This is a genomic window from Bradyrhizobium sp. WSM1743 (assembly GCF_000473065.1).
Classification (GTDB): Bacteria; Pseudomonadota; Alphaproteobacteria; order Rhizobiales; family Xanthobacteraceae; genus Bradyrhizobium.
In genome coordinates this window covers 14,577-37,441 of the sequence record NZ_AXAZ01000017.1, presented here as the reverse complement: position 1 = coordinate 37,441, position 22,865 = coordinate 14,577, and the positions used below count along the sequence as shown (strand labels likewise).

At 65.1% G+C, this 22,865-nt stretch carries 20 protein-coding genes and 1 pseudogene; 8 read left to right on the top strand and 13 right to left on the bottom strand.

The annotated features are described in order from the left end of the window. Positions 1-19 precede the first annotated feature (19 nt). The 4 genes from YU9_RS0113805 to YU9_RS0113790 all read right to left on the bottom strand — a co-directional run bounded on the left by YU9_RS0113805 (position 20) and on the right by YU9_RS0113790 (position 6,033). Positions 20-2,011, bottom strand: coding sequence for a TonB-dependent siderophore receptor (locus YU9_RS0113805; RefSeq protein WP_027573372.1), 1,992 nt, complete (start codon positions 2,009-2,011; stop codon positions 20-22). 518 nt (positions 2,012-2,529) lie between these two features. Further along, positions 2,530-3,195 carry a methionine ABC transporter permease gene (locus YU9_RS0113800; RefSeq protein ID WP_027573371.1) on the bottom strand — a complete coding sequence of 222 codons (666 nt, stop codon included), beginning with the start codon at positions 3,193-3,195 and terminating at the stop codon, positions 2,530-2,532. Next, a complete protein-coding gene (locus YU9_RS0113795) occupies positions 3,185-4,324 on the bottom strand; it encodes a methionine ABC transporter ATP-binding protein (RefSeq protein ID WP_027573370.1) in 1,140 nt (379 codons plus the stop codon). Before YU9_RS0113795 ends, YU9_RS0113800 begins: the two co-directional genes overlap by 11 nt. 236 nt (positions 4,325-4,560) lie before the next feature. Beyond that, positions 4,561-6,033 carry a DASS family sodium-coupled anion symporter gene (locus YU9_RS0113790; RefSeq protein WP_027573369.1) on the bottom strand — a complete coding sequence of 491 codons (1,473 nt, stop codon included), beginning with the start codon at positions 6,031-6,033 and terminating at the stop codon, positions 4,561-4,563. A gap of 244 nt (positions 6,034-6,277) precedes the next feature. Between YU9_RS0113790 and nthA the strand changes: the two genes are divergently transcribed. From nthA to YU9_RS0113775, 3 genes are read left to right on the top strand one after another with little or no spacing between them, the layout of a single operon-like run. Further along, positions 6,278-6,907 (top strand): nitrile hydratase subunit alpha, encoded by a 630-nt coding sequence (gene nthA / locus YU9_RS0113785; protein WP_027573368.1) that lies wholly within the window; start codon positions 6,278-6,280, stop codon positions 6,905-6,907. Then, positions 6,904-7,563, top strand: coding sequence for a nitrile hydratase subunit beta (gene nthB, locus YU9_RS0113780; RefSeq protein ID WP_027573367.1), 660 nt, complete (start codon positions 6,904-6,906; stop codon positions 7,561-7,563). The genes nthA and nthB overlap by 4 nt, the downstream gene beginning before the upstream one ends. Beyond that, the gene (locus YU9_RS0113775) at positions 7,563-7,940 is read left to right on the top strand and encodes a nitrile hydratase accessory protein (protein WP_027573366.1); all 378 of its coding nucleotides are present in this window, start codon (positions 7,563-7,565) and stop codon (positions 7,938-7,940) included. The genes nthB and YU9_RS0113775 overlap by 1 nt, the downstream gene beginning before the upstream one ends. Before the next feature lie 166 nt (positions 7,941-8,106). On the opposite strand, the gene queC is transcribed toward YU9_RS0113775, so the two are convergent. After that, positions 8,107-8,820, bottom strand: a complete 714-nt coding sequence (queC, locus tag YU9_RS0113770) for a 7-cyano-7-deazaguanine synthase QueC (protein WP_027573365.1) — start codon at positions 8,818-8,820, stop codon at positions 8,107-8,109. Between the two features lie 126 nt (positions 8,821-8,946). Here queC and mazG point away from each other — a divergent pair, with 126 nt between their 5' ends. After that, positions 8,947-9,807: a nucleoside triphosphate pyrophosphohydrolase gene (gene mazG / locus YU9_RS0113765; RefSeq protein WP_027573364.1), complete on the top strand. Its 861-nt coding sequence runs from the start codon at positions 8,947-8,949 to the stop codon at positions 9,805-9,807. Positions 9,808-10,018: 211 nt separating this feature from the next. Here the strand turns inward: mazG and hflX are convergent, their stop codons facing one another. The 4 genes and pseudogenes from hflX to YU9_RS41400 form a co-directional block, all read right to left on the bottom strand. Beyond that, positions 10,019-11,398, bottom strand: a complete 1,380-nt coding sequence (gene hflX / locus YU9_RS0113760; RefSeq protein ID WP_027573363.1) for a GTPase HflX — start codon at positions 11,396-11,398, stop codon at positions 10,019-10,021. An 11-nt stretch (positions 11,399-11,409) separates the two neighbouring features. Then, positions 11,410-11,658 carry an RNA chaperone Hfq gene (gene hfq / locus YU9_RS0113755; protein WP_007591126.1) on the bottom strand — a complete coding sequence of 83 codons (249 nt, stop codon included), beginning with the start codon at positions 11,656-11,658 and terminating at the stop codon, positions 11,410-11,412. Positions 11,659-11,906: 248 nt separating this feature from the next. After that, complete coding sequence (locus YU9_RS0113750) at positions 11,907-13,277, bottom strand: sigma-54 dependent transcriptional regulator (RefSeq protein WP_027573362.1); 1,371 nt, start codon at positions 13,275-13,277, stop codon at positions 11,907-11,909. Between the two features lie 17 nt (positions 13,278-13,294). Further along, a pseudogene (locus YU9_RS41400) lies at positions 13,295-15,660 on the bottom strand (ATP-binding protein). Between the two features lie 176 nt (positions 15,661-15,836). On the opposite strand from YU9_RS41400, the gene YU9_RS48985 reads away from it, so the two are divergent. Continuing rightward, positions 15,837-15,983, top strand: coding sequence for a hypothetical protein (locus YU9_RS48985; protein ID WP_198028241.1), 147 nt, complete (start codon positions 15,837-15,839; stop codon positions 15,981-15,983). A 168-nt stretch (positions 15,984-16,151) separates the two neighbouring features. Here YU9_RS48985 and ntrC read toward each other — a convergent pair whose 3' ends face one another. From ntrC to dusB, 3 genes are read right to left on the bottom strand one after another with little or no spacing between them, the layout of a single operon-like run. Beyond that, on the bottom strand, positions 16,152-17,594 hold the full coding sequence (gene ntrC / locus YU9_RS0113735) for a nitrogen regulation protein NR(I) (protein WP_025036261.1): 1,443 nt from the start codon (positions 17,592-17,594) through the stop codon (positions 16,152-16,154). A 9-nt stretch (positions 17,595-17,603) separates the two neighbouring features. Next, positions 17,604-18,779, bottom strand: coding sequence for a nitrogen regulation protein NR(II) (locus tag YU9_RS0113730; protein WP_027573361.1), 1,176 nt, complete (start codon positions 18,777-18,779; stop codon positions 17,604-17,606). Further along, positions 18,776-19,777 carry a tRNA dihydrouridine synthase DusB gene (gene dusB / locus YU9_RS0113725; protein ID WP_027573360.1) on the bottom strand — a complete coding sequence of 334 codons (1,002 nt, stop codon included), beginning with the start codon at positions 19,775-19,777 and terminating at the stop codon, positions 18,776-18,778. Before dusB ends, YU9_RS0113730 begins: the two co-directional genes overlap by 4 nt. A 277-nt stretch (positions 19,778-20,054) precedes the next feature. Here dusB and YU9_RS0113720 point away from each other — a divergent pair, with 277 nt between their 5' ends. From YU9_RS0113720 to YU9_RS0113710, 3 genes are read left to right on the top strand one after another with little or no spacing between them, the layout of a single operon-like run. After that, positions 20,055-21,236 carry a bifunctional 2-C-methyl-D-erythritol 4-phosphate cytidylyltransferase/2-C-methyl-D-erythritol 2,4-cyclodiphosphate synthase gene (locus tag YU9_RS0113720; protein WP_027573359.1) on the top strand — a complete coding sequence of 394 codons (1,182 nt, stop codon included), beginning with the start codon at positions 20,055-20,057 and terminating at the stop codon, positions 21,234-21,236. A 3-nt stretch (positions 21,237-21,239) separates the two neighbouring features. After that, positions 21,240-21,848 carry a CinA family protein gene (locus tag YU9_RS0113715; RefSeq protein WP_027573358.1) on the top strand — a complete coding sequence of 203 codons (609 nt, stop codon included), beginning with the start codon at positions 21,240-21,242 and terminating at the stop codon, positions 21,846-21,848. Then, positions 21,845-22,039, top strand: a complete 195-nt coding sequence (locus tag YU9_RS0113710; RefSeq protein WP_027573357.1) for a hypothetical protein — start codon at positions 21,845-21,847, stop codon at positions 22,037-22,039. The genes YU9_RS0113715 and YU9_RS0113710 overlap by 4 nt, the downstream gene beginning before the upstream one ends. Before the next feature lie 12 nt (positions 22,040-22,051). Here the strand turns inward: YU9_RS0113710 and YU9_RS0113705 are convergent, their stop codons facing one another. Continuing rightward, positions 22,052-22,828, bottom strand: a complete 777-nt coding sequence (locus YU9_RS0113705; protein WP_027573356.1) for a mechanosensitive ion channel family protein — start codon at positions 22,826-22,828, stop codon at positions 22,052-22,054. Between the last annotated feature and the right edge of the window lie 37 nt (positions 22,829-22,865).

Sequence of the window (22,865 nt, the reverse complement as noted above, 5' to 3'; positions counted from 1 at the left end):
CGCCGGCCCTTCTTCGAATTCACCAGCGATAGGTCAGCTTGCCGATCGCCTTGCGTCCCTCGGCATAGAAGCAGCCGGCCAGGCTGTAGCACGCAGCGACGTAGCGCGTGTCGGCAAGGTTGGTCACGTTCAGCGACAGGCGCCAATTGTCATGGGTGTAGGCAAGCAGCGCGTCCAGCACGGTCGAGGCGCCCACCTTGAAGGTGTTGGCGTCATCGCCCCAGGTCGCGCCGACATAGCGGATGCCGCCGCCGAACTGCAGGCCCGCGAGCTGCCCGTTCTGCAGCGTATAGTCGCTCCACAGCGAAGCGCGGTTGAGCGGCACGGTGACCGGCGCTTTGCCGACATTGACCGGATCCTGCGTGACCAAGGCGTCGACATAGGCATAGGCCGCACGCAGGTTCCAGCCGTCGGCGAGCGACATCGTGCCTTCGAGCTCGATGCCGCGCGACTTCACCTGCCCGATCTGTTCGTAATAGGTGGCTGCGGGCACGTACACAGCGACGTTGTCGCGCGTCAGGTCGAAGGCGGCGAAGGTGAACAGCGCGTTCCAGCCGATCGGCTGGTACTTGACGCCGACCTCGTACTGGACGCCGGACTCGGGATTGAGCATCTGTCCGCCAAACCCGGTCGCGAGCACCGGCAGGAACGATTCCGAGTAGCTGAAATAGGGCGCGATGCCGTTGTCGAAATTGTACATCACGGCGGCGCGGCCGGTGAAGGCCGAGGCGTCCTTCGCGACCGTGGTGTTGAAGATGCCATTGTCGACCTGCGTCGTCACGAAATCCTGGCGGCCGCCGAGCTGGAACGAGAGCCGGCCGAGCTTGATCTGATCCTGCGCATAGAGGCCCAACTGTGACTGCGTGACGCCAGTCTTGTCGCCCGGCAGGCCGTCCACAGCATAGTCGTAGCTATACACCGGGTTGAAGACGTTGATCGTCGGAGACGAGGTCGTCACGCCAAAGGCGGTGTCGCGGAAGGACGTGTTGCGGTAGTCGACGCCAACCAGCGTGGTGTGGCTGAGAATGCCGGTGTTGAACTTGCCCTGGAGCTGGTTGTCCACCGCGAAGGAGTTGATGTAGGAGTTGCTGTAGCTGCCATAGCGCGCGAGCTGTCCTGCGGCTTCGTCGGCATAGCCGCCGCCATAAAACACCTTCTCCTCGTTGTGCTGATAGGCGTAGCGCAGGTTCTGCCGGAACGTGAGGTAGTCGGTGAAATCGTGCGCGATCTGGTAGCCGACGGTTGCGATCTCGGTGTTGAACGCGTCGAAGCTCGGCACCCCCGCGAAGAACGAGACCGGGATGGTGCGGCCGTTGTTCGGCCACACCGTGCCCGAGGCCGGCAGGAATTGCAGGCCCCACGCTGCCCGGTCCTTCTGGTAGTTGGCGAGCAGCGTGATGGTGGTGTCCTCGTTCGGCTTGAAGGTGACGGCGGGCGCAATGAAGACGCGATTGTCCTTGCTGAAGTCGACCTGGGTTTCGCCGTCGCGCACGACGCCGGTGAGACGCCACAGCACGGTGCCTTCCTTGTTGGCGGGGCCGCCCATGTCGAACTGGCCCTGGTAGCGGTTGAAGCTGCCGCCGGAGATCGAGACTTCGCCGAACTGCTGCGCGGTCGGCAGCTTGGTCACGTAGTTGAGGATGCCGCCGGTGCCGCTGCCGCCATACATCGCGGAGGACGGCCCTTTGAGAATTTCGAGCCGCTCGGCCCCATAGGGATCGAGGCCGTTGAAATGCACATAGTTGCTGGAGGGAATCCGCAAGCCGTCGACGTAGAGGCCCGGCATGGTCATGTCGAAACCGCGGATCTGGAGGCCGCCGAAGCGGGTGTCCGAACCGCCATTGACGTCGCCGCTGACACCGGCGGTGTAGCGCAGGGCCTCGCCGATCGAGACCGCTCCCTGGTTCCTGACCTGGTCGGTGGTGATGACGGACACCGACTGCGGCGTTTCGATCAGCGGAGTATCGGTCTTGGTGGCGGTGCCGCTCCGTGTCGCGACGAAACCGCGCACCGGACCATTGGCGCGTTCGCCCGTGGCACCGTTCGATGATGCCGACTGGGTTGGCGCAGCCTGCTGCACCGGAGCGCGACGATTGGCGCGTGCGGTGCGTGTCGCCGCCGCCCTTCGCGACGAAGCAATCGCGGCCGGACGGGCGCGCTGCGCCGGCGCTTCCACGGTGACTTCAGGAATTTGCGTCTGCGCCTCCACGGAACCGAAGGGAACGACTAGGGAGAATGTGCTGACCGCGCCGAGGAAAAGCACCTGAATCTGTCGACGACGCGTGTCGCCACGCGAAGAGAATTGGAAGTCAGTCACGTCTTTCGAGGCCCCACGCACTGCCGGCTTCGCCGGTATCGTTTTTGATGCCTCGCCCTAACTCAGGCGATTTTCGAGCGCGATAGGAACGACGTTAGAATCTCTCCAGACGTGTGCGCAGCGCGTGCGGCGAATGCGCTCAGGCGTGATTCAGAGTTTGGAATGTTTCCAGACAGACGAGAATCTGCCTGTCCGCAACATCTGGAAACGGGTCAGCGATGCCGCAGCCGGCGGTTGACCCGGCGAGCCAGATAATCGCCCGCGCTCTGGACCAGCTGCACCAGCGCGATCAGCACGACCACGACGGCGAGCATCATCTCCGGCATGAAGCGCTGATAGCCGTAGCGAATGCCGAGATCGCCAAGCCCTCCGCCGCCGACCGCGCCGACCATCGCGGAGTAGCCGAGCAGACTGACCACAGCGAGCGTCAGCGCCAGAAGCAGACCCGGCAGCGCCTCGGGGATCAGGACCTTGAACACGATCTGAAGCGGCGAAGCGCCAAACGAGGACGCGGTCTCGATCAGACCGCCGTCGACCTCACGGATCGCCGCTTCGACCAGACGCGCGATGAACGGCGCTGACGCAATGGTCAGCGGCACGATGGCTGCGGTCGAGCCGATCGAGGTGCCCGCGACTAGGCGCGTGAACGGGATGATGGCGACGACGAGGATGATGAAGGGCGTCGAGCGCGTCGCATTGACGACGATGCCGAGCACGCGATTGACGATGGGGGCCGCGAACAGCTCGCCTTTGCGGCTGGTGGCAAGGAAGACGCCGAGCGGCAGGCCGAAGGCGGTGCCGAGCAGCGCCGCGATGCCGACCATGTACAGGCTTTCGCCGGTGGCCTGGATGATCAGGTTGATGAGTTCAGGCGACATAGCCGAGACGCTCCGCCGAGAATTGATATTGAGAGAGCCAGGCGAGCGTCCGCGTCACCGCGTCCTCGCCGCTGGGAATTCCGAGCGTGAGCGAGCCCACATGCTGGCCGCCGATCTCGTCGATGCGGGCCGACAGCAGCGCGACGTCGAGCCCGAGCTCGCGAGCGAGCCGGGCCACCACGGTATCGCCGGCCCCTGCCCCGCGCACCTGGACGCGGATCACGGCCTGCCCGGCGGCGTACGGCTCTGAAACGATCCGGCTCGCCAGCGACACCGGTAGGCTGTCGCCAATCACCTCGGCCAGGAAGGACTGCGTGATCGGATGCTTCGGGTGGGTGAAGATGTCGGCGACATGGCCGCTCTCGACGACGTGGCCGGCATCCAGCACCACGACTTCCTTGGCGAGCTGACGCACCACGGACATTTCGTGGGTGATCAGCACGATGGTGACCCCGAGCTCGCGGTTGATGTTCGCGAGCAGATCGAGGATCGCCCGTGTGGTCTGCGGATCGAGCGCCGAGGTCGCCTCATCCGACAGCAGCACGCTCGGCCGCGTCGCCAGCGCTCGCGCGATGCCGACGCGCTGCTTCTGGCCGCCGGAGAGCTCTGACGGATAGCGATCGTGCTTGTCGGCGATGCCGACGAGCGCGAGCAGCTCGGCGACGCGCGCGCGGATATCGGCCTTGGACCAGCCGGCGATCTCGAGTGGTAGCGCGATGTTGTCGGCCGCGGTGCGCGAGGACAGCAGGTTGAAGTGCTGGAAGATCATGCCGATCGAGCGCTGCGCCAGCCGCAGCTCGCGGCCGGCGAGCGCCGAGATATCCCTGTCGTCAACGATCACGCGGCCCGTGGTCGGCTTCTCCAGCCCGTTGATCAGGCGCACCAGGCTCGACTTGCCGGCGCCGGAGCGGCCGATCACACCGGTGATGGAACCGCGCGGAATCGCGAAATCGATGTTCTGCAGCGCGTTGACGCCGGGCTTGCCGCGATAGGCCGGATAGGTCTTCGAGATGCCTTCGAAACGGACCATCGCGTCCGGTTCGGTCGCGGCCGGTGAAATCGGCTCAAGCGTTTCGATCGGCTGTCCGATCGCCAGCGATTGGTGGGCATTCATGGAGGCAGCCTTCATGCACAATAGTTCGCGTTCCCGCGCCGAGGAGCGCATGGGAACCAGGTCGCATCGAGCGACGGGGAGAGAAACAGCGGTGAGGATCCGGACCGAACGCGCTGCACCGCAGCACGCACCATCGCCTTTTCCCGTCTTCCTTGCAATTTCAGATATTTGGCAGGAGTTGGACGAAGATTTCCCAATCCCTTCCCGGAGAAGAATATTCCTCCGCCGGGAGGATCGGCCTTCAGCCTGGCTCAGTAGACCTTTAGCCAGGGCAGCACGATCAGCAGGAGCCCCGCGAAATAGAGCACCCCGAAGATCAGCCCAAAGCCCCAGAACTGGCGCTTCCCGATATAGCCGCTGCCGAAATACATCGGCGCCGGCCCGGTGGCGTAAGGCGAGATTACGCCCATCAGGCCGAGCGAATACATGCAGAGCATGGCCAGCGTCGTGACCGGCAGATCGGCGATGCCCGAGCCGACCGCGAGCACCACCGGCAGCACCGCGGCGGCATGCGAGGTGATGCTCGAGAAGAAATAGTGGATCCAGAAGAACAGTGCGACCAGGAGGATCATCGCGGTTGACGGCGACAGTCCCGCGAGCGGTTTTGCGTATTCGGTCGCGAACCATTTGATGAAGCCGATCTCGTTGAGTCCGGAGGCCAGTGTCAGCAGCGAGGTGAAATAGAAGAACACCTCCCACGCGCTCTTCTCGCTGACGATGTCGGCAAATTCGATCACCCCGGTGACCAGCATCAAGGAGATCACGATGAAGACGACGGTGGTGGCGTTGACGAAGTTCGAGCCGAGCACGGGCACGTGGATGTCCGGGCTCGAGCCCGCGATCCACAGGAACATCGCGAGCACAATCAGCGCCAGCATGATCCACTCGTTGCGCGACATCGGGCCCATCTCCGCCAGCTCCTTCGCCGCCCATTCGGAGATTTCCGGGCTGCGCTTCACCTCGGGACGGCACACGAAGTAACTGAGCAGCGGAACGAGCACCATCAGGAGGATGCCGAGCGGCGCAAACCCTGAGAACCACTGGCCCCAGCTGACCTCGACCCCGACGGTCTTCTTGGCAATCGCCAGCGCCGCCGCATTGGGCGCGAGCGCGGTGAAGAACAGTGAGCTCGTGACCGCAGTCGCGGCGAACGCGGTCCACATCACATAGGTGCCGATCCTGCCGGCGGTCGGCCCCGGCTCGGAGCCGTAGATGCGCGGGATGTTGCTGATGATGGGATAGACGATGCCGCCGCTGCGCGCGGTGTTGGAGGGCGTCGCCGGCGCGAGCAGGAAATCCGACATGGCGACTGCATAGCCGAGGCCAAGCGTGTTGCGACCGAGCCGCTGCACCAGCACCAGCGCAATGCGCCGGCCGAGCTGGCTCTTGCGATAGCCGATCGAGAACACGAAGGCGCCGACGATCAGCCAGACCGTGCTCTCGGCAAAGCCTGCCAGCATCCAGCGCAGCGATTTGGTCGGATCAGGGTCGATATAGCCACTGATGCCGGCGACGGTGAGTCCGATCAGCCCGATTGCGCCGACGGGCATCGATTCCAGGATGAGCCCGGTGATGACGGCCGCGAACACCGCGAAATAGTGCCACTGATTGACGTTGAGCCCTGCGGGCACCGGCCACAGATAGATCGCCAGCCAAACCACAAGCGGCGCGACCAGTTTCCAGCGAAACCCTTGTCCCTCAGTCGCCTGCGAGCTAGTGGCCATGGGCCCTCCCCCTCGATTGTTGTCGCATCGTGCCAGCCCGTTGGTCGGGCCGGTTTTGTCCCAGCGCGGCGTATACGGATTGTCCGCAGCGCGATCAATGGCCTGTTCAGGACCATCTTGAAAACGGCTTTCGTGAGGCCAGCGGCGGCGGTGCTAGCGCACAAACGGCGTCACGAACACGTGGCCGGATTGCGCTGCAACGAACGCTCGACAGAAGCAGACCGTTGCGCCTATCTTTGCCGCCATGAGCCACGATCACGACCATCACCACCATCACGACCATTCCGAGCTGTCGGAGACCGAGCTGCGCGTGCGCGCGCTCGAGACAATCCTGACCGAAAAGGGCTATGTCGAGCCGGCTGCGCTCGATGCCATCATCCAGGCCTATGAGACCAAGATTGGCCCGCACAATGGCGCGCGCGTCGTCGCCAAGGCCTGGACCGATCCGGCCTTCAAGAAGGCGCTGCTGGAGGATGGCAGCAAGGCGATCGGCACGCTCGGCCATGTCAGCCGCGTCGGCGATCATCTCGTCGTGGTCGAGAACACGCCGCAGCGACACAACATGGTCGTGTGCACGCTGTGCTCCTGCTACCCCTGGGAAATGCTGGGGCTGCCGCCGGTCTGGTACAAGGCGGCACCCTACCGCTCGCGCGCGGTGAAGGATCCGCGCGGCGTGCTCGCCGATTTCGGGGTGGCGCTGCCGAAGGACATCGAGATCCGGGTCTGGGACTCGACTGCAGAGACGCGCTTCCTGGTGCTGCCGATGCGGCCCGAGGGCACGGAGGGCTGGAGCGAGGAGCAGCTCGCCGAGCTCGTCACCCGCGACTCCATGATCGGCACTGGTTTTCCCAAGACGCCGGGAGCACCGTCGTGAACGGCGTGCACGACATGGGCGGCATGGACGGGTTCGGCAAGGTCGAGCCCGAGCCGAACGAGCCGATGTTTCACGAGCAGTGGGAGTCGCGCGTGCTTGCCATGGTGCGCGCGATGGGCGCGGCCGGCGCCTTCAACATCGACACCTCGCGCTTCTATCGCGAGACCTTGCCGCCGCACGTCTATCTCTCGAGCTCCTATTACAAGAAATGGTTTCTCGGGCTCGAGGAGATGCTGATCGAGAAGGGCTACCTCACAAGGGAGGAGGTCGCCGCCGGCCACGCGATGCAGCCAGGAAAGGCGCTTAAGCACGGCACGTTCGATCTCGCCAATGTCGAGCGCGTCATGGTGCGCGGCAAGTTTGACCGCCCTGCCCCGGCGCCGGCGAAATTCAAGATCGGCGACCGGGTACGCGCGAAAAACATGCATCCGGCGACGCATACGCGGCTGCCGCGCTACGTGCGCGGCCATGTCGGCGTCGTCGAGCTGAACCATGGCTGCCACGTGTTTCCGGATACGGCGGCGATGGAACGCGGCGACAATCCCCAATGGCTCTACACCGTGGTGTTCGAAGGCCGCGACCTCTGGGGCGAGGACGGCGATCCCACGCTGAAGGTCTCGATCGACGCGTTCGAGCCCTATCTGGAGCCGGTGTGATGAGTGGCAGCGCCGCGGCCGCGGCGACGGCGGCGATCCCGAGCATTCCGCGCGATGACGACGGCCCCGTGTTCCGCGCACCCTGGGAGGCACATGCGTTTGCGATGGCGCTGACCCTGCATGAGCGCGGTGTGTTCACCTGGCCCGAATGGGCCGCAGCCCTCGCCGACGAGATCAAGCGCGCGCAGGCCGCCGGCGATCCTGATACGGGCGAGACCTACTATCTGCACTGGCTCGCCACGCTTGAGGAGCTCGTCGCGCGTAAGGGCGTTGCCTCATTGGAGACGCTGCACCGCTACCGGAATGCGTGGGACCACGCGGCAGATCGCACGCCCCATGGCAAGCCGATCGAGCTGCGGCCGGAGGATTTTCAGTAGGTCTCTCGTGTGTCCCGGACAAGCTGCAACGCATAAGCGTTACGGCGCAGAGCCGGGACCCAGCTGGGAACACGACAGATTACATAGCGAAGCATGGGCCCCGGCTCTGCAGCGCACCGCTGAAGAAGCGCTGCGCTGCGTCCGGGGCACGAGAGCAGCACACGCGCTACCTCCCCGCCACATACTCCCGCCACCCCTTCGCCCGCAGGCTGCACGCCGGGCACTCGCCGCAGCCATAGCCCCATTCATGCTGCGCGCCGCGTTCGCCGAGATAGCAGGTGTGCGAGGACTCGCGGATGAGGTCGACCAGCCCGTCGCCGCCGAGATCGTGCGCGAGCTTCCACGTCGCGGCCTTGTCGATCCACATCAGCGGGGTGTGTAGCTCGAACTTGCGCGCCATGCCCAGCGAGAGCGCGGCCTGCATGGCGCGGATGGTCTCGTCGCGGCAATCGGGATAGCCGGAATAGTCGGTCTCGCACATGCCGCCGACGATGTGGCTGACCCCACGGCGATAGGCCAGGGCCGCGGCGAAAGTCAGGAACACGAGGTTGCGGCCCGGCACGAAGGTATTGGGCAGGCCGTCCGCACCCATCGCGATCGCGACGTCGCGTGTCAGCGCCGTCTCGGACACGGCCGCGAGCGTCGGAATCGACAGCGTGTGGCTCTCGCCGAGTTTTGCAGCCCAATCCGCGCGCAGCGCCTTGATGCCGTCGAACAGGCGGTCGCGGCAGGCGAGCTCGATGGCGTGGCGCTGGCCGTAGTCGAACCCCAGCGTCTCCACGCGGGCAAAGCGGCTGAGCGCCCAGGCGAGGCAGGTGGTGGAATCCTGGCCGCCTGAGAACAGCACCAGCGCGGTTTCGGAGGAAAATGCGTCACTCATGGGCCGCGCTTTAGCACTGCGCACCTCGCCCGCCAATCGGTGGAAATCGGCCTGTTCCGCTGCGCCCCGCTGGGAACGGCGGCCCGCTTTTGGCATAAGGCTTTGGACCCAGGAGACCGCCCCGCAATGACCCCTTCCCGCGACATTTCCCGCCTGATCGAGATCATGGCGGCGCTGCGCACGCCGGTGACCGGCTGTCCCTGGGACCTCGAGCAGGACTTTACGACGATCGCGCCCTATACGATCGAGGAGGCCTATGAAGTGGTGGACGCCATCACCCGTGGCGATCTCGACGATCTCAGAGAGGAGCTCGGCGACCTCCTGCTCCAGGTCGTGTTCCACGCCCAGATGGCGTCGGAGCAGAATGCGTTCGATTTTGGTGACGTTGTCGAGGCCATCACCCGCAAGATGATCCGCCGCCATCCCCACGTCTTCGCCGACAAGGACGGCAATCTCGCCTCCTCCCACGTCAAGGAAGTCTGGGACCGCATCAAGGCCGAGGAGAAGGCCGAACGCGCCGAACGCCGCCCGCCGGAGGAGACACCGACGCGCAAGTCACTGCTATCAGGCGTCAAGGCCGGCCAGCCGGCGCTGACGCGCGCCATGGAGCTGCAGCGCAAGGCCTCCACCGTCGGCTTCGACTGGAACGACCCGCGCGCGGTCCTGCAAAAGATCCGCGAGGAAGCCGACGAGATCGAGGCGGCACTCGACCGTAACGACAAACAGGAGCTGGCGGAAGAAACCGGCGACCTGATGTTCGCGCTGGTCAACCTCGCCCGCCACGTCGATGCAGATCCTGAGACCGCGCTGCGTGCGACGAATGCAAAATTCGAGCGGCGCTTTGCTTATATCGAACGCGCGCTGGAGGCACAGGGGCGGTCGCTCGAGCAAGCGTCACTGGCGGAGATGGATGCGTTGTGGAACGCGGCGAAGGGCGAGGAGCAACCGGCCCCCGCTGCTGAGCGGAGCAATAATGCCCGCCGCTAACTCCGCCGTCGTCCCGGACAAGCGCGCCCCAAGCGCGCGCAGATCCGGGACCCGTAACCACAGCTGGGGTTGTAGCGGCGAGCTGCAACCGCGAGTCTTCGCCAAACCGCATCCTGTGGCTATGGATCCCGGATCTGCGCTTACGCTTGTCCGGGACGACAGTGTCGTTGAGGAAGCAGTTGCGCAACTCACTCGGCAGGGCCGGACCGGTCTACGCGGAAAGATGCGGCACGGCGTCGAACCTGGACACCACGATATCCCGCTTGGTCTCGTCCACCCGCACGGTCATGTCGAAGCGGCCGTCGTGCAGCTTCTTGGCCAGCACCTCGGCATTGCGATGCAGCCAGCTGATGCCGGCGCCGTCGGCGGCGTCGATGGAGAGATCGAGCGTGGTGCGTTTTGCAGCCAGCCGCTGCTCGATCGCGGCGAGCAGTGCGTCGATGCCCTCGCCTGACACGGCTGAGACCAGCATCGCCGGATGATCCTCCGGCCTGCGCGCGGCGATGTTCTGCAGCTCTTCGCGCTGCTCGGAATCGAAACGGTCGATCTTGTTCCAGACTTCGATGATGCGGCCGGAATCGTCGGGGTTGATGCCGAGCTGGCGCAACACCGCGTCGACGTCGCTCTGCTGCGCCTCGGCATCCTCATGCGAGATGTCGCGCACATGCAGGATGACGTCCGCCTCCAGCACCTCCTCCAGCGTGGCGCGGAAGGCGGCGACGAGCTGGGTCGGCAGATTGGAGATGAAGCCGACCGTGTCGGACAGCATCGCCTTGCCGCCATGCGGCAGGTTGAGCGCACGCAGGGTCGGATCGAGCGTCGCGAACAGCATGTCGGCCGCCTGCACGTCGGCGCGGGTCAGGCGGTTGAACAGCGTCGACTTGCCGGCATTGGTGTAGCCGACCAGTGCGACGACGCGATAAGGCACGCGCTGGCGTCCCGCACGATGCAGCCGCCGCGTCGCCTGCACCTTCTTCAGCTCGCTCTCGAGCTTGGAGATGCGCTCCTGAATCAGGCGGCGGTCCGCTTCGATCTGCGTCTCGCCGGGACCGCCCATGAAGCCGAAACCGCCGCGCTGGCGTTCGAGATGGGTCCAGGAGCGCACCAGGCGCGAGCGCTGGTAGTTGAGATGCGCAAGCTCGACCTGGAGCGCGCCCTCCCTTGTCTTGGCGCGCCGGCCGAAGATTTCCAGAATGAGCCCGGTGCGGTCGAGCACCTTGGCCTGCCATTCCTTCTCGAGGTTGCGCTGCTGGATCGGCGACAGCGCGCAATCCATCACCACGAGCTCGACCTCCAGACTCTTGATCAGCCCGGTAATCTCCTCGACCTTGCCCTTGCCGATATAGGTCGCGGGCCTGATCTGGCTGACCGGAGCGATGATGGCATCGGCAATGACGAGATCGATCGCACGCGCGAGGCCCGCGGCTTCATCGAGCCGGGCCTCAACGTCGCGCAGGACATAGGCTTCCGATTGCGCGTCGGCGTTCCCTGCGCGCACTCGCAAATAGGGGCCGATGACCAGCACCCGCCCCGTATGAGCCCCTGCCGACCGCGGACGGTCGGCATCCCCGCCGAAATTCCGGGGTTCCAATCAGATCACTCTCAAGCCGGCTGGTCCTCGCCGCCTTCGAACAGCTGAATCGGAGCGCCCGGCATGATGGTCGAGATCGCATGCTTGTAGACAAGCTGCGAGTGACCGTCGCGCCGAAGCAGCAAACAGAAATTGTCGAACCAGGTCACGATGCCCTGGAGCTTCACTCCGTTGACCAGAAAGATCGTCAGTGGCGTCTTGGTTTTGCGAACGTGATTAAGGAAGGTGTCCTGTAGGTTTTGTGCGCGGTCTGCCGCCATTGTTTTTTTCTCGCTTTGAGTTTCTTTTTATTGCGCCGGATGCGGCCCTCTTTGTGGAGTTCGGGGCCTCCTCCGGTTGCCGTCCCTCATGAGATCCCCCTCGGAAGGAACAGCGGTTCGATTAGAGGACAGGTCGGGATATTAGGCAAGCCGCTTCACGCGGCAGGCCACGCCCTATTGGCCCCGAAAACTACGGAAATCGATGATTTTCCTCGCCTATTGCCGAGGGCGACTGAGACGTCGCGGCCCTAGCCAACGCCGAGCGCCTTCAATTTCCGATGCAGTGCCGACCGTTCCATGCCAACGAACTCGGCCGTGCGAGAAATATTTCCTGAGAAACGGCTGATCTGTGCAATCAAATAGTCGCGCTCGAACACCTCGCGCGCTTCGCGCAGCGGCAGGCCCATGATGTGCTCGCCGTTGTTGCTGGTCGGCATAGCCGGCACCATCGAGCCGACGTCCTGCGGCAACATGTCGGCGGTGATGATCACCTCCGGGCCGCCGGCCGCCAGAATCATGACTCTTTCAACATTGTTGCGGAGCTGACGCACATTGCCGGGCCAGACATGCGATTGCAGCACCGCCATCGCGTCCTGCCCGATCTGGCGCCTGGGCAGACCGCTGCCGGCCGAGATCTGCTCCATGAAATAGTCGATCAATTCCGGGATGTCCTCGCGCCGCTCCGAGAGCGCGGGCACGCGAATCGGCACCACCGAGAGCCGGTGGTAGAGGTCCTCGCGGAAATGGCCGCCTGCGATCTCCTCTTCGAGATTCCGCGCGGTCGATGAGATGATGCGCACATCGACCTGCACCTTGGCGGTGCCGCCGACGCGCTGGAACGACTGCTCCACCAGCACGCGCAGGATCTTGTTCTGGGTCTCGCGCGGCATGTCCGCAATCTCGTCGATGAACAGCGTGCCGCCATGGGCTTCCTCGAGCGCGCCGGGCTTGCGCGGCTGCTCGCCGTTGGACTGCTCGACGCCGAACAGCTCATGCTCCATGCGCTCGGGCGTGATCGCGGCGGCATTGATCACCACGAAGGGACCGTCGGCCCGGCCCGAGGCCGCATGCAGCGTGCGCGCGGTCAGCTCCTTGCCGGCACCGGCAGGCCCGACGATCAGGATGCGGCTGTTGGCCTTGGCCGCGCGCTCGATGGTCTGGCGCAGCTGGTTCATGCTCGGCGAGCGGCCGACCAGCTGGCTGGCACTCGGCGCGAGTTGCTTCAGCTCCTTGACCTCGCGCTTGAGCCGCGAGTTCTCCAGCGCTCGGGTCGCGACCAGGATCAGGCGGTCGGCCTTGAACGGCTTCTCGATGAAGTCGTAGGCGCCGCGCTTGATCGCGGCGACCGCGGTCTCGATGTTGCCGTGGCCGGAGATCATCACGACGGGCAGATCGGCATTGTCCTTCTTGACCTGCTCCAAGAGCTGCAAGCCGTCGAGCTTGGAGCCCTGCAGCCAGATGTCGAGAAACACCAGATGCGGCCGACGATTGGCAATCTCTGCGAGTGCCGTATCGCTGTCGCGCGCGGTTCGGGTCACGAACCCCTCGTCCTCGAGAATGCCCGCAACGAGATCCCGAATATCGGCCTCATCATCGACAATCAGAATTTCACTTGCCATGGATCGCGCCTGTCTTGTCAGCTGCCTGTTGAGGCTTCGATTTGGTTGAATCATTGGTCTTTTCAGCCGGCTCTTTGGTTCCGGCGGCCGGCTCTTTTGTTTCCTGGTTCCTGACGGATTCCGTCACCGTTTGCTTGATGTCGGGCTCGGCTGTCTCGGACTTCGCAGGTTGCCCTGAGATGGCAAAGCGCATCCGCATCCAGGCGCCGCGCTGGCCTTCACGGAAGTCGGAGGCGTCCTTCAGCTCGATCCGCCCGCCATGGTCTTCCAGCACGCGACCGACGATGGCCAGGCCGAGCCCGGTGCCCTTGGCGCGTGTTGTCACGTAGGGTTCGAGGAGCCGCGAGCGCGCGACCTTGGGCAGGCCGATGCCGTTGTCGATGACGTCGATCAGCACGTCGTCGCCCTCGCGCGACACCACGACGTCGATACGGCCTTTGCCGAGCTCCTCGGGCGGGACCTGCTCGATCGCCTCGGCGGCGTTCTTGACGATGTTGGTGACCGCCTGGGAGATCAGCCGGCGGTCGAACTGGGCGCGCAGCGGATCCTGTTTGAACTCGGCCTCGATGTCGATCTCGGGATGGGCGACCTTCATCAGGAACACGGCCTGCCGCACCGTGTCGGCGACGTCCTCGCCTTCCATCACAGGCTTGGGCATCCGCGCAAAGCGCGAGAACTCGTCGACCATGCGCCTGATGTCATCGACCTGGCGCACAATGGTGTCGGTGCACTGGTCGAAGATCTGCTTGTCCTTGTCCTCGGTGATGGTCTTGCCGAACTTGCGGCGGATGCGCTCGGCCGAGAGCTGAATCGGCGTCAGCGGGTTCTTGATCTCGTGCGCGATGCGCCGCGCGACGTCGCCCCAGGCCGAGGTGCGCTGTGCCGAGACCAGCTCCGTGATGTCGTCGAGCGTGATGATGTAGCTGTCGTGCGGCTGGTTCTTCTCGGCACTGACGCGGACCGACAGGTTGCGCTCGGTGCCGTCGCGGGTGATCGTGATCTGGCCCTGCACCAGGCGCTGGGTGCCTTCCCGCGCCGCCTTCATCATCTCGTCGAGCTCGGGCAGCACGTCGGAGAGCGGATGGCCGAGCGTCTCCGCTTCGGAGTGCCCGATCAGCTTCTCGGCGGAGCGGTTGAGGATGCCGACGCTCCCGGACGCATCGACGCCGATGATGCCGGCGCTCGCCGAGGACAGCACGGCCTCGATGAAGCGGCGGCGGCTGTCGATGAGATCGCTGGCGTTGACGAGCTCGTCGCGTTGGCTGCGCAATTCCTGCGTCATCTTGTTGAAAGTCTCACCCAGCTGGGCGAGATCGCCTTCCGACTGATGCACGGGCACCTGGACATGGAGATCGCCGGTCGAGACCGTGTGCGCCGCGTTCATCAGCCGCCGGATCGGCGAGACCAGCGAATTGGCGAAGTTGAGGCCGATCAGCACCGAGGCCATCAAGATGGTCAGCGCGATCACCGCGAACATCAGCGCGAAGGCGACCTGGATGCCGAGCCGGCGTGACTCGATCTGGGCGTATTCGGCGACGCTGACTTCGGTCTGCTTGAGCTGATTGACGACGTTCGGGTCGAGCGGACGGGCGACATAGAGGAAAGTGTCGTTGAAGGCGCGCAGGCGGATCACCGCGGCGACGAAGCTCGCATCAGGCAGCACCGCGATCTCGGGCTCGTTCTCGTTGACGTTGCTGAGAAAGTCCGGCGCCGGCGGCGAATAAGCGAGCCGCATGCCGGTGTCGGCGGACTCCAGAATGTTGGTATTTTTGTCGATGATCATAGCACCCGGCAGGTTCCGGGAGGCGGCGCTCGCCGTCAGCATCTCGCGGAACGAGCGGCGGTCCTGGTCGTAGAGCGGCCGGGCATGGGCGATGTCGTTGGCCATGCCGATAATGTCGCCACGGATCAGCTGCGCATGGTCCTGCATATACGCGCGCGCGATCGTCAGCGAGTTCTGGATCACCTCCTTGGTCGGCCCGGAGAAGAGCCGGTCGAGACCGCGCTCGATCGTGACGTTGGCAACGACGGCGACCAGCACCGCCGGCAGCACCGCCACAATCGAGAACAGGCTAACGATCTGGACATGAAGGCGCGCCGCCGCCCTGCCCCGCCGCCGCGCCAGGATCAGCTGCCAGAGTTCGCGGACGATGATCCCGACCAGCAGCAGGATCGTGGCCGCATTGATCAGGTAGAACGAGCGGACAACCTCGGGCGTCGGCTCGATCTTGGTGAGACCGGTCAGGACCAGGAAGGTCAGGAAGGCCGACAGCAGCGCCAGCGCCACGGCAACGGGTGCCAGCCAGCGCCGCACCGACCAACGCCGGGGCTCTTCCGCTGGGGCCGTGTCAAAGTGTGCGGCCGAGGTGTCTGCGCTGGTCATTCCGGCAATGGTGGTGCTGAAAACGGGTCCGCGACGGGCGGATACTGATGTATTCGTACCACAATGTTGCCGAATTGCGACAATTCCGCGGCGCGCCGCCCGCGGCGGAGCGGCGCAATCCACAGGCACGAGCCGGTGAGACGGGAACGGATTCCGCCATCCCAGCTTGATCCAGCATGGATAGGATCTTTCTCGCGACGATGATTTCGGCGGTTCTTCTGCTGATCGTGGCCGCCGACCTCCTGGTCAACGGCGTCGCCCTTCAGCAGGCTCCGGTGAATCTCGCCAGCGTGATGCCGGCATCCGGCCGGCTGGTCAGATAGATGTGATGCCGCGCGTCGCGGTCGAACGACCAATTTGAATGTACGAGCGGAACATTTAGGTCCTATCAGGACTTCTGCTCACCGCGTCAGCCACAACGGCCAGCGCGATCCGGACAGGCTCAGCTCTGCCTTGGTAGGAGGAGCTGAGCCACCGTCCGCTTCGAGCAACTAGCCCCCGCTCCGATAGACTTGGATGTCGAGATCCCGGATCTTCTTCCGCAGCGTGTTGCGGTTGAGGCCGAGCAGGTCCGCGGCGCGGATCTGGTTGCCGCGGGTGGCGGCGAGCGCGGCCGTGAGCAGCGGCACCTCGATCTCCTTGAGGATGCGGTGGTAGAGGCCGGGCGGCGGCACACCGTTCGGAAAGCCCTGGAAGTGCGAGGACAGATACGCTTCCACGGCGCCGCCGAGATTGTCGACGCCCTGCTGGACCGCGGCGCCCGGACTGACCGAGGGGGGCGCGAGCTCGCCGTCGATGACGGAGGCCGTGATCACGTCCTGCGGATAAAGCGCGGCGAGGCGCCGGGCAAGATTTTCCAGCTCGCGCACGTTGCCGGGCCAGCGATGCTGTTTCAGCCGCTCCAGCGCCAGCGTATCCAGCTTCTTCGGCGGCAGGCCGTCCTTCTCGGCCAGCGTGAAGAAGTGACGCACGAGATCGGGCAGGTCCTCGATGCGCTCGCGCAAGGGCGGCAGCCGCAGCGGGACGACGTTGAGACGGAAGAACAGATCTTCGCGGAACAGGCCCTGCTGGATCAAGACGCGCAGGTCCTTGTTCGAGGCCGCGACGATGCGCACGTCGGTCTTGATCGGGGTGCGGCCGCCGACCGTGGTGTATTCGCCCTGCTGCAGGACGCGCAGCAGGCGGGTCTGCGCCTCCATCGGCATGTCGCCGATCTCATCCAGGAACAGCGTGCCGCCTTCGGCCTGCTCGAACCGGCCGGAGGCGCGGGTGTTGGCACCGGTGAAGGCACCGCGCTCGTGGCCGAACAGTTCGGACTCGATGAGATCGCGCGGGATCGCCGCCATGTTGACCGCGACGAACGGGCCGTTGCGGCGCTTGCCGTAATCGTGCAGCGCCCGCGCCACGAGTTCCTTGCCGGTGCCGGACTCGCCCGTGATCATCACGGTGAGGTCGGTCTGCATCAGCCGCGCCAGCACGCGGTAGATTTCCTGCATCGCCGGCGAACGGCCGACCAGCGGGATCGCCTCCATCTCGGCGTCCTCGTCCGGCGTCGAGGTCCGCTCCTTCGGCTCGGCGAGCGCGCGGCCGACGATGGCGATCAGCTCCTTGAGGTCGAAGGGTTTTGGCAGATATTCGTAAGCTCCGCGCTCGGAAGCTCGGATCGCCGTCATGAACGTGTTCTGCGCGCTCATGACGATGACGGGCAGATTCGGCCGCATCTTCTTGATCCGCGGCAACAGGTCGAAGGCGTTCTCGTCCGGCATCACCACGTCGGTGATGACGAGATCGCCCTCGCCCTGGCTGACCCAGCGCCACAGCGTTGCGGCATTGCCGGTCAGCCGCACTTCGTAACCGGCGCGGGACAGTGCCTGATTGAGAACGGTGCGGATGGCGGTATCGTCATCGGCTACGAGAATGCTACCTGCGGGCATCGTTGATCCTCATTTTGCCCCCTGTGATGCAGGCGACGACTTCCCGGCAGAGCCGTCGCGACTGCTTTGATCGGCATGTTTCACCGATGTGGAATACATCGGCATCAGCACGCGGAAGGTGGTCTTGCGTGGCTGAGATTCGCATTCGATGATGCCCCCGTGATCGCCGACGATCTTGGCGACCAGCGCCAGGCCCAGACCCGAGCCGGTCTGCTTGGTGGTCACGAAGGGGTCGAACAGGTTGGGCAGGAGATCGTCGGGCACGCCAGGTCCGTTGTCCCTCACGCAGAATTCGAGCGGCAGGGATACCCGGGATTTTTGACCGGGGACTGACAGGCGCACGCCAGGGCGGAAAGCAGTGGTGAGCTGGATCTCGGCGTCGGGCACGTCGATCAGGGCTTCTGCGGCATTCTTCACGAGGTTAAGGAACACCTGAATCAGCTGGTCCTGGTTCGCCAGCACCGGCGGCAGCGAGGGATCGTAATCCTCGATGAAGCGGATGTTGCGGGCAAAGCCCGACTGCGCCAGCCGCTTCACGTGGTCGAGCACGGAGTGGATGTTGACGGGGCCGCGCACCACGGGACGTTCGTCGCCGAACACCTCCATGCGGTCGACCAGCGTCACGATGCGATCGGCCTCGTCGCAGATCAGGCGCGTCAGCATGCGGTCCTCGGACGAGGCCTGCTGCTCCAAGAGCTGCGCCGCGCCGCGAATGCCCGAAAGCGGATTCTTGATTTCGTGCGCGAGCATTGCTGCTAGCGCTATCACCGAGCGCGCGGCGCTGCGATGGGTGAGCTGGCGGTCCATCTTGTCGGCGATGGTGCGCTCCTGCAGCATCACCACGATGTGACCGGGCCGCTCGGTGAGCGGCGCCACGTGCAGATCGACCTGGCGATCGCCGCCCATGCGCGGCGTGCCGAGATCGACCTTGTATTCGTTGACCGGCGAATTCGACGAGCGCACCTGGTCGATCAGCGCCAGCAAGGGGCTGCCAAACGGCACCAGCTCCTTCAACGACTGCCGCTTCAAGAATTGCGTCGAGATCTCGAAGAAGGCTTCTGTTGCGATGTTGGCCGCGACGATCTTGCCGTCCGGCCCGATCATGAGCACGGGATTGGGCAAGGCATCCAGAATTGCGTCGCTGTCGGACTGAAGCGGCCGACGATGTTCAGCGGCTGAGCTCATGCAGCAGCGCTCCATGCGAAGTCGTCGAAGGCATCTTGCAGTGAATTGTGAACCAGGCGCGGATCCTCCGAGACCAGGATCTTTTGGCGCCAGGATCTCAGCTTCTCGGCCGGCGCACGGCTCGCCTGCGCTGCGACATCAAGCGCCCAGCCCAGATGCTTGCGGGCATGCCTCAGTCCGACGCGCAGACCATAGAGTGCGCAAACGCCATCATAGAGCGTGCGGACATAATGCAGCTGGGTTTCGAGCGAGGGCACAGCTTCCTCAGCCCCGCCCTGCAGGCGGCGGCCGATCTGACCGGGCAGCCAGGGCTGGCCCTGCGCACCGCGGCCGATCATCACGCCGTCGGCGCCTGAGGCTTCCAATGCCGCGAGCGCCTTTTCGTAGGACGTGATGTCGCCGTTGACGACGAGCGGAATGGAGATGGCCTCGCGCACGGCGCGGATCGCATCCCAATCGGCCTCGCCCTTGTAGAACTGGCAGCGGGTGCGGCCGTGAACGGTGACGAGCTTGACCCCGGCGGCCTCCGCGCGCCGCGCCAGCTCCGGCGCGTTGCGGGTGCGGTCGTCCCAGCCGAGCCGCATCTTCAGCGTCACCGGCACCTTCACCGCCGCGATCGTCGCATCGATCAGGCTGACGGCGTGGTCGAGGTCGCGCATCAAGGCCGAGCCGGACTGGCCGCCGGTGACGTGGCGGGCCGGACAGCCCATGTTGATGTCGATGATGTCGGCGCCTTCGGCTTCGGCGATCCGGGCGCCTTCGGCCATCCAGTGCGTCTCGCAGCCGGCGAGCTGGACCACATGGGGGCCGACGCCGGTAGCTTCGCAGCGCAACCGGGACATCCGGTGCCCATTGGCGAGCTCATCGCTCGCGGTCATCTCGGACACGACGAGACCCGCCCCAAGCTCGGCGGCCAGCCGGCGGACGGGCGAGTCAGTCACACCCGACATCGGTGCCAGGAAGACCGGGGTGGCGACATCAATATCGCCAATTTTCAACGGCTTAGAGCCTGATACTGCCGAGCCGGTCACAGGGGTCTCGTTGACTGGGCAGGGCCTCATCGCGCCTGCCATGATCTATCTTGCGCACAATTCTTGTGCAGTCAAGCGTCATGCCTACAGTTTAGACAGTTCTGCAAATCTTTCAAGTGCAGTGCAGCAAAATGCTGTTTCCCACAATCCGGGGAAACCCCCTTTTTTTGCGGGCCTGCCGTGCTAGAGGCATGCCGGCAAATCACCCCCTGCTCTTTCATTAGCAACTGAGTATTTGAGTCCTATGGCGAAATCACAACGCACCGCTGTCGTCCTCGTGGCGGCCGGACGCGGCCTGCGCGCCGGCGCGGGCGGGCCGAAGCAATATCGCGAGATCGGCGGCGTGCCTGTGATCTACCGCGCCATGGAAGCCTTCAGCCGCCACGCTGATGTGTTCGCGGTGCAGCCGGTGGTGAACCCCGACGACAGCGCCGTGTTCACCGCAGCGATCGCAGGGCTCAAGCACGAGCCGCCGACCAGTGGCGGCGCGACCCGGCAGGCCTCGGTGCTCGCCGGCCTCGAAGCGCTGGCGAAGCACAAGCCGGACATCGTGCTGATCCACGACGCCGCGCGCCCCTTCGTCTCTGAAGGCGTGATCTCCCGCGCGATCGAGGCGGCGAGCCGCACTGGTGCTGCGATCCCCACCGTTCAAGTCACCGATACCATCAAGGTCACCGGCGAGAGCGGCAACGTCGAGGACACGCCGGACCGCGCGCGCCTGCGAATCGCACAGACGCCGCAATCGTTTCGTTTCGACGTCATCCTCGAGGCGCATCGTCGCGCGGCAAAGGACGGACGCTCGGATTTCACCGACGATGCCGCGATTGCCGAATGGGCGGGATTGACGGTTGCAACCTTTGAAGGCGATGTTGCCAATATGAAGCTCACCACTCCCGAGGATTTCGTGCGCGAGGAAGCGCGCCTGGCCGCCCAGCTCGGCGACATCAGGACCGGAACCGGCTACGACGTGCATGCCTTCGGCGAAGGCGACCATGTCATGATCTGCGGCGTGCGCGTGCCGCACAGCAAGGGTTTCCTGGCTCATTCCGACGGCGATGTCGGCCTGCATGCACTGGTCGACGCCATCCTCGGCGCGCTCGCCGACGGCGACATCGGCTCGCACTTCCCGCCGAGCGATGCCAAGTGGAAGGGTGCCTCGTCCGACCAGTTCCTGAAATATGCCATCGAGCGTGTGACGCAGCGCGGCGGCCGCGTCGCCAATCTCGAGGTGACGCTGATCTGCGAACGGCCGAAGATCGGCCCGTTGCGCGACACCATGCGCGCGCGCATCGCCGAGATATCCGGCGTCGACATCTCCCGCGTCGCGGTGAAGGCGACCACCAGCGAGCGGCTCGGCTTCACCGGCCGTGAGGAAGGCATCGCGGCCACCGCGAGCGCCACCGTCCGCCTGCCCTGGAGCATCTAGGCCATGGGCGGCAGCGACGCACGCGCCCTCTCCCGCTCGTTGCTGGATTTGTGCCGGATGCGCAAGCTGACGATCGCGACCGCTGAATCCTGCACCGGTGGCCTCGTCGCCGGCGCACTGACCGACATCCCCGGCTCCTCTGACGTCATCGATCGCGGCTTCGTCACCTATTCCAACGATGCCAAGCGCGCGATGCTTGGCGTCGAAGCGAGCACGCTGACGAATTTCGGCGCCGTCAGCAGGGAGACCGCAACCGCGATGGCGATCGGCGCGCTGGAGCGCGCGGATGTCGATCTCGCCGTCGCCATCACCGGCATCGCCGGCCCCGGCGGCGCCACGCCCGGCAAGCCGGTCGGTCTCGTGCACTTTGCCGCCGCGGCGCGCGACGGCCGCATCATCCATCGCGAGCACCGCTTCGGCGCAATCGGCCGCAGCGCAGTTCGCGCCCGCTCGGTGGTCGAGGCGCTGCGCATGCTGATGGATCTCGCCCGCGGTCCGCAAGTCGTGGCCAAGCCGCAACGTGCCGCCGCAAGTCGCCTGCGCCCGCGCGTGACCCGCTCGCCGCGCCGGCACGTGGTGAAGCGCCGGCCGCCACGTTCGCCGCGGGGATGAGTCCGGACATCCGCGACAAGGCGCGAACAGTGATCTTCGGCGAGCTGTCTCTGGCGGACAGTCCCGACGCGAAGCTGCTGCCGCAACAAGGCGTCAACGTTGCCGTGGTCTCGAACGCCGGACACGGAATCGCCGTCGACAATCCTGCAGGCCTCGATGCCGCAATCGGCCGAGCGCTGCCGCGAAGCTGAGATTCCGGCGCTTCAGGCCGCCAGCAACGCGCTCGCGTGATCCAGCACGCACTGCTTGACCGCATCGGCTTCGGACGGCTTTGCTTTCGCGCTGACCGTCAATTCCAGGATCGGCGCCGCGGGATTGGCGACATCGAGGACCTTGGTGACGGAGACGGCAGGTTGCGCCTGATCGTCGATGCGGGAGTCGTTGCGCAATTCCTTCAGGATCCGATCGGCCAGCGTATTGGCGGCGCCTGCCGGGACCGGAAACGCCACCTTGACCTCACCCGTGCCGGGATAGGCGCTGTGATTGACGATCGCGGCACCCCACACCTGTCCGTTCGGCAGCAGGATCTGCGTGTTGTCGGGCGCGACCAGCTCGGTCATGAACAGCGACAGCGACCTCACCTTGCCCGCCTTGCCGGCGACCTCCACGTCGTCGCCGATGTGAAACGGCCGGAACAGCAGCAGCATCACGCCGGCGGCGAGATTGGAGAGCGTGCCTTGGAGCGCGAGGCCGATCGCGAGTGATGTCGCGCCCAGCACGGCGACGAGGCTCGCGGTCTGGATGCCGAACAGCTGCAGCACAGCGATGCCGACCACAGCCAGGACGCCGTAGCGAGCGAGGCTGCTCACGAACAACGTCACCAGCGGATCGACGCGGTGCGTGACGGTAAAGACACGCGTGACGAAACGCTGCGTCGCGCCAGACAGATACCAGCCGGCCGCAAGCAGCAGGATTGCGTAAATCGCGTTCAGTCCGTACAGGACGAGCGATGCTATCAACGTGTCGAAATTGATGGTCATGGCGGCTCCGACCCGGACGACCGGTTAAGAACGCGCC

Coding starts and splice junctions, on each gene's coding strand:
- YU9_RS0113800 (WP_027573371.1), bottom strand. CDS start 3,195: ATGTCGCCTGAACTCATCAACCTGATCATCCAGGCCACCGGCGAAAGC.
- YU9_RS0113795 (WP_027573370.1), bottom strand. CDS start 4,324: ATGAAGGCTGCCTCCATGAATGCCCACCAATCGCTGGCGATCGGACAG.
- YU9_RS0113790 (WP_027573369.1), bottom strand. CDS start 6,033: ATGGCCACTAGCTCGCAGGCGACTGAGGGACAAGGGTTTCGCTGGAAA.
- nthA (WP_027573368.1), top strand. CDS start 6,278: ATGAGCCACGATCACGACCATCACCACCATCACGACCATTCCGAGCTG.
- YU9_RS0113775 (WP_027573366.1), top strand. CDS start 7,563: ATGAGTGGCAGCGCCGCGGCCGCGGCGACGGCGGCGATCCCGAGCATT.
- queC (WP_027573365.1), bottom strand. CDS start 8,820: ATGAGTGACGCATTTTCCTCCGAAACCGCGCTGGTGCTGTTCTCAGGC.
- mazG (WP_027573364.1), top strand. CDS start 8,947: ATGACCCCTTCCCGCGACATTTCCCGCCTGATCGAGATCATGGCGGCG.
- hfq (WP_007591126.1), bottom strand. CDS start 11,658: ATGGCGGCAGACCGCGCACAAAACCTACAGGACACCTTCCTTAATCAC.
- YU9_RS0113750 (WP_027573362.1), bottom strand. CDS start 13,277: ATGGCAAGTGAAATTCTGATTGTCGATGATGAGGCCGATATTCGGGAT.
- YU9_RS48985 (WP_198028241.1), top strand. CDS start 15,837: ATGGATAGGATCTTTCTCGCGACGATGATTTCGGCGGTTCTTCTGCTG.
- ntrC (WP_025036261.1), bottom strand. CDS start 17,594: ATGCCCGCAGGTAGCATTCTCGTAGCCGATGACGATACCGCCATCCGC.
- YU9_RS0113730 (WP_027573361.1), bottom strand. CDS start 18,779: ATGAGCTCAGCCGCTGAACATCGTCGGCCGCTTCAGTCCGACAGCGAC.
- YU9_RS0113720 (WP_027573359.1), top strand. CDS start 20,055: ATGGCGAAATCACAACGCACCGCTGTCGTCCTCGTGGCGGCCGGACGC.
- YU9_RS0113715 (WP_027573358.1), top strand. CDS start 21,240: ATGGGCGGCAGCGACGCACGCGCCCTCTCCCGCTCGTTGCTGGATTTG.
- YU9_RS0113710 (WP_027573357.1), top strand. CDS start 21,845: ATGAGTCCGGACATCCGCGACAAGGCGCGAACAGTGATCTTCGGCGAG.
- YU9_RS0113705 (WP_027573356.1), bottom strand. CDS start 22,828: ATGACCATCAATTTCGACACGTTGATAGCATCGCTCGTCCTGTACGGA.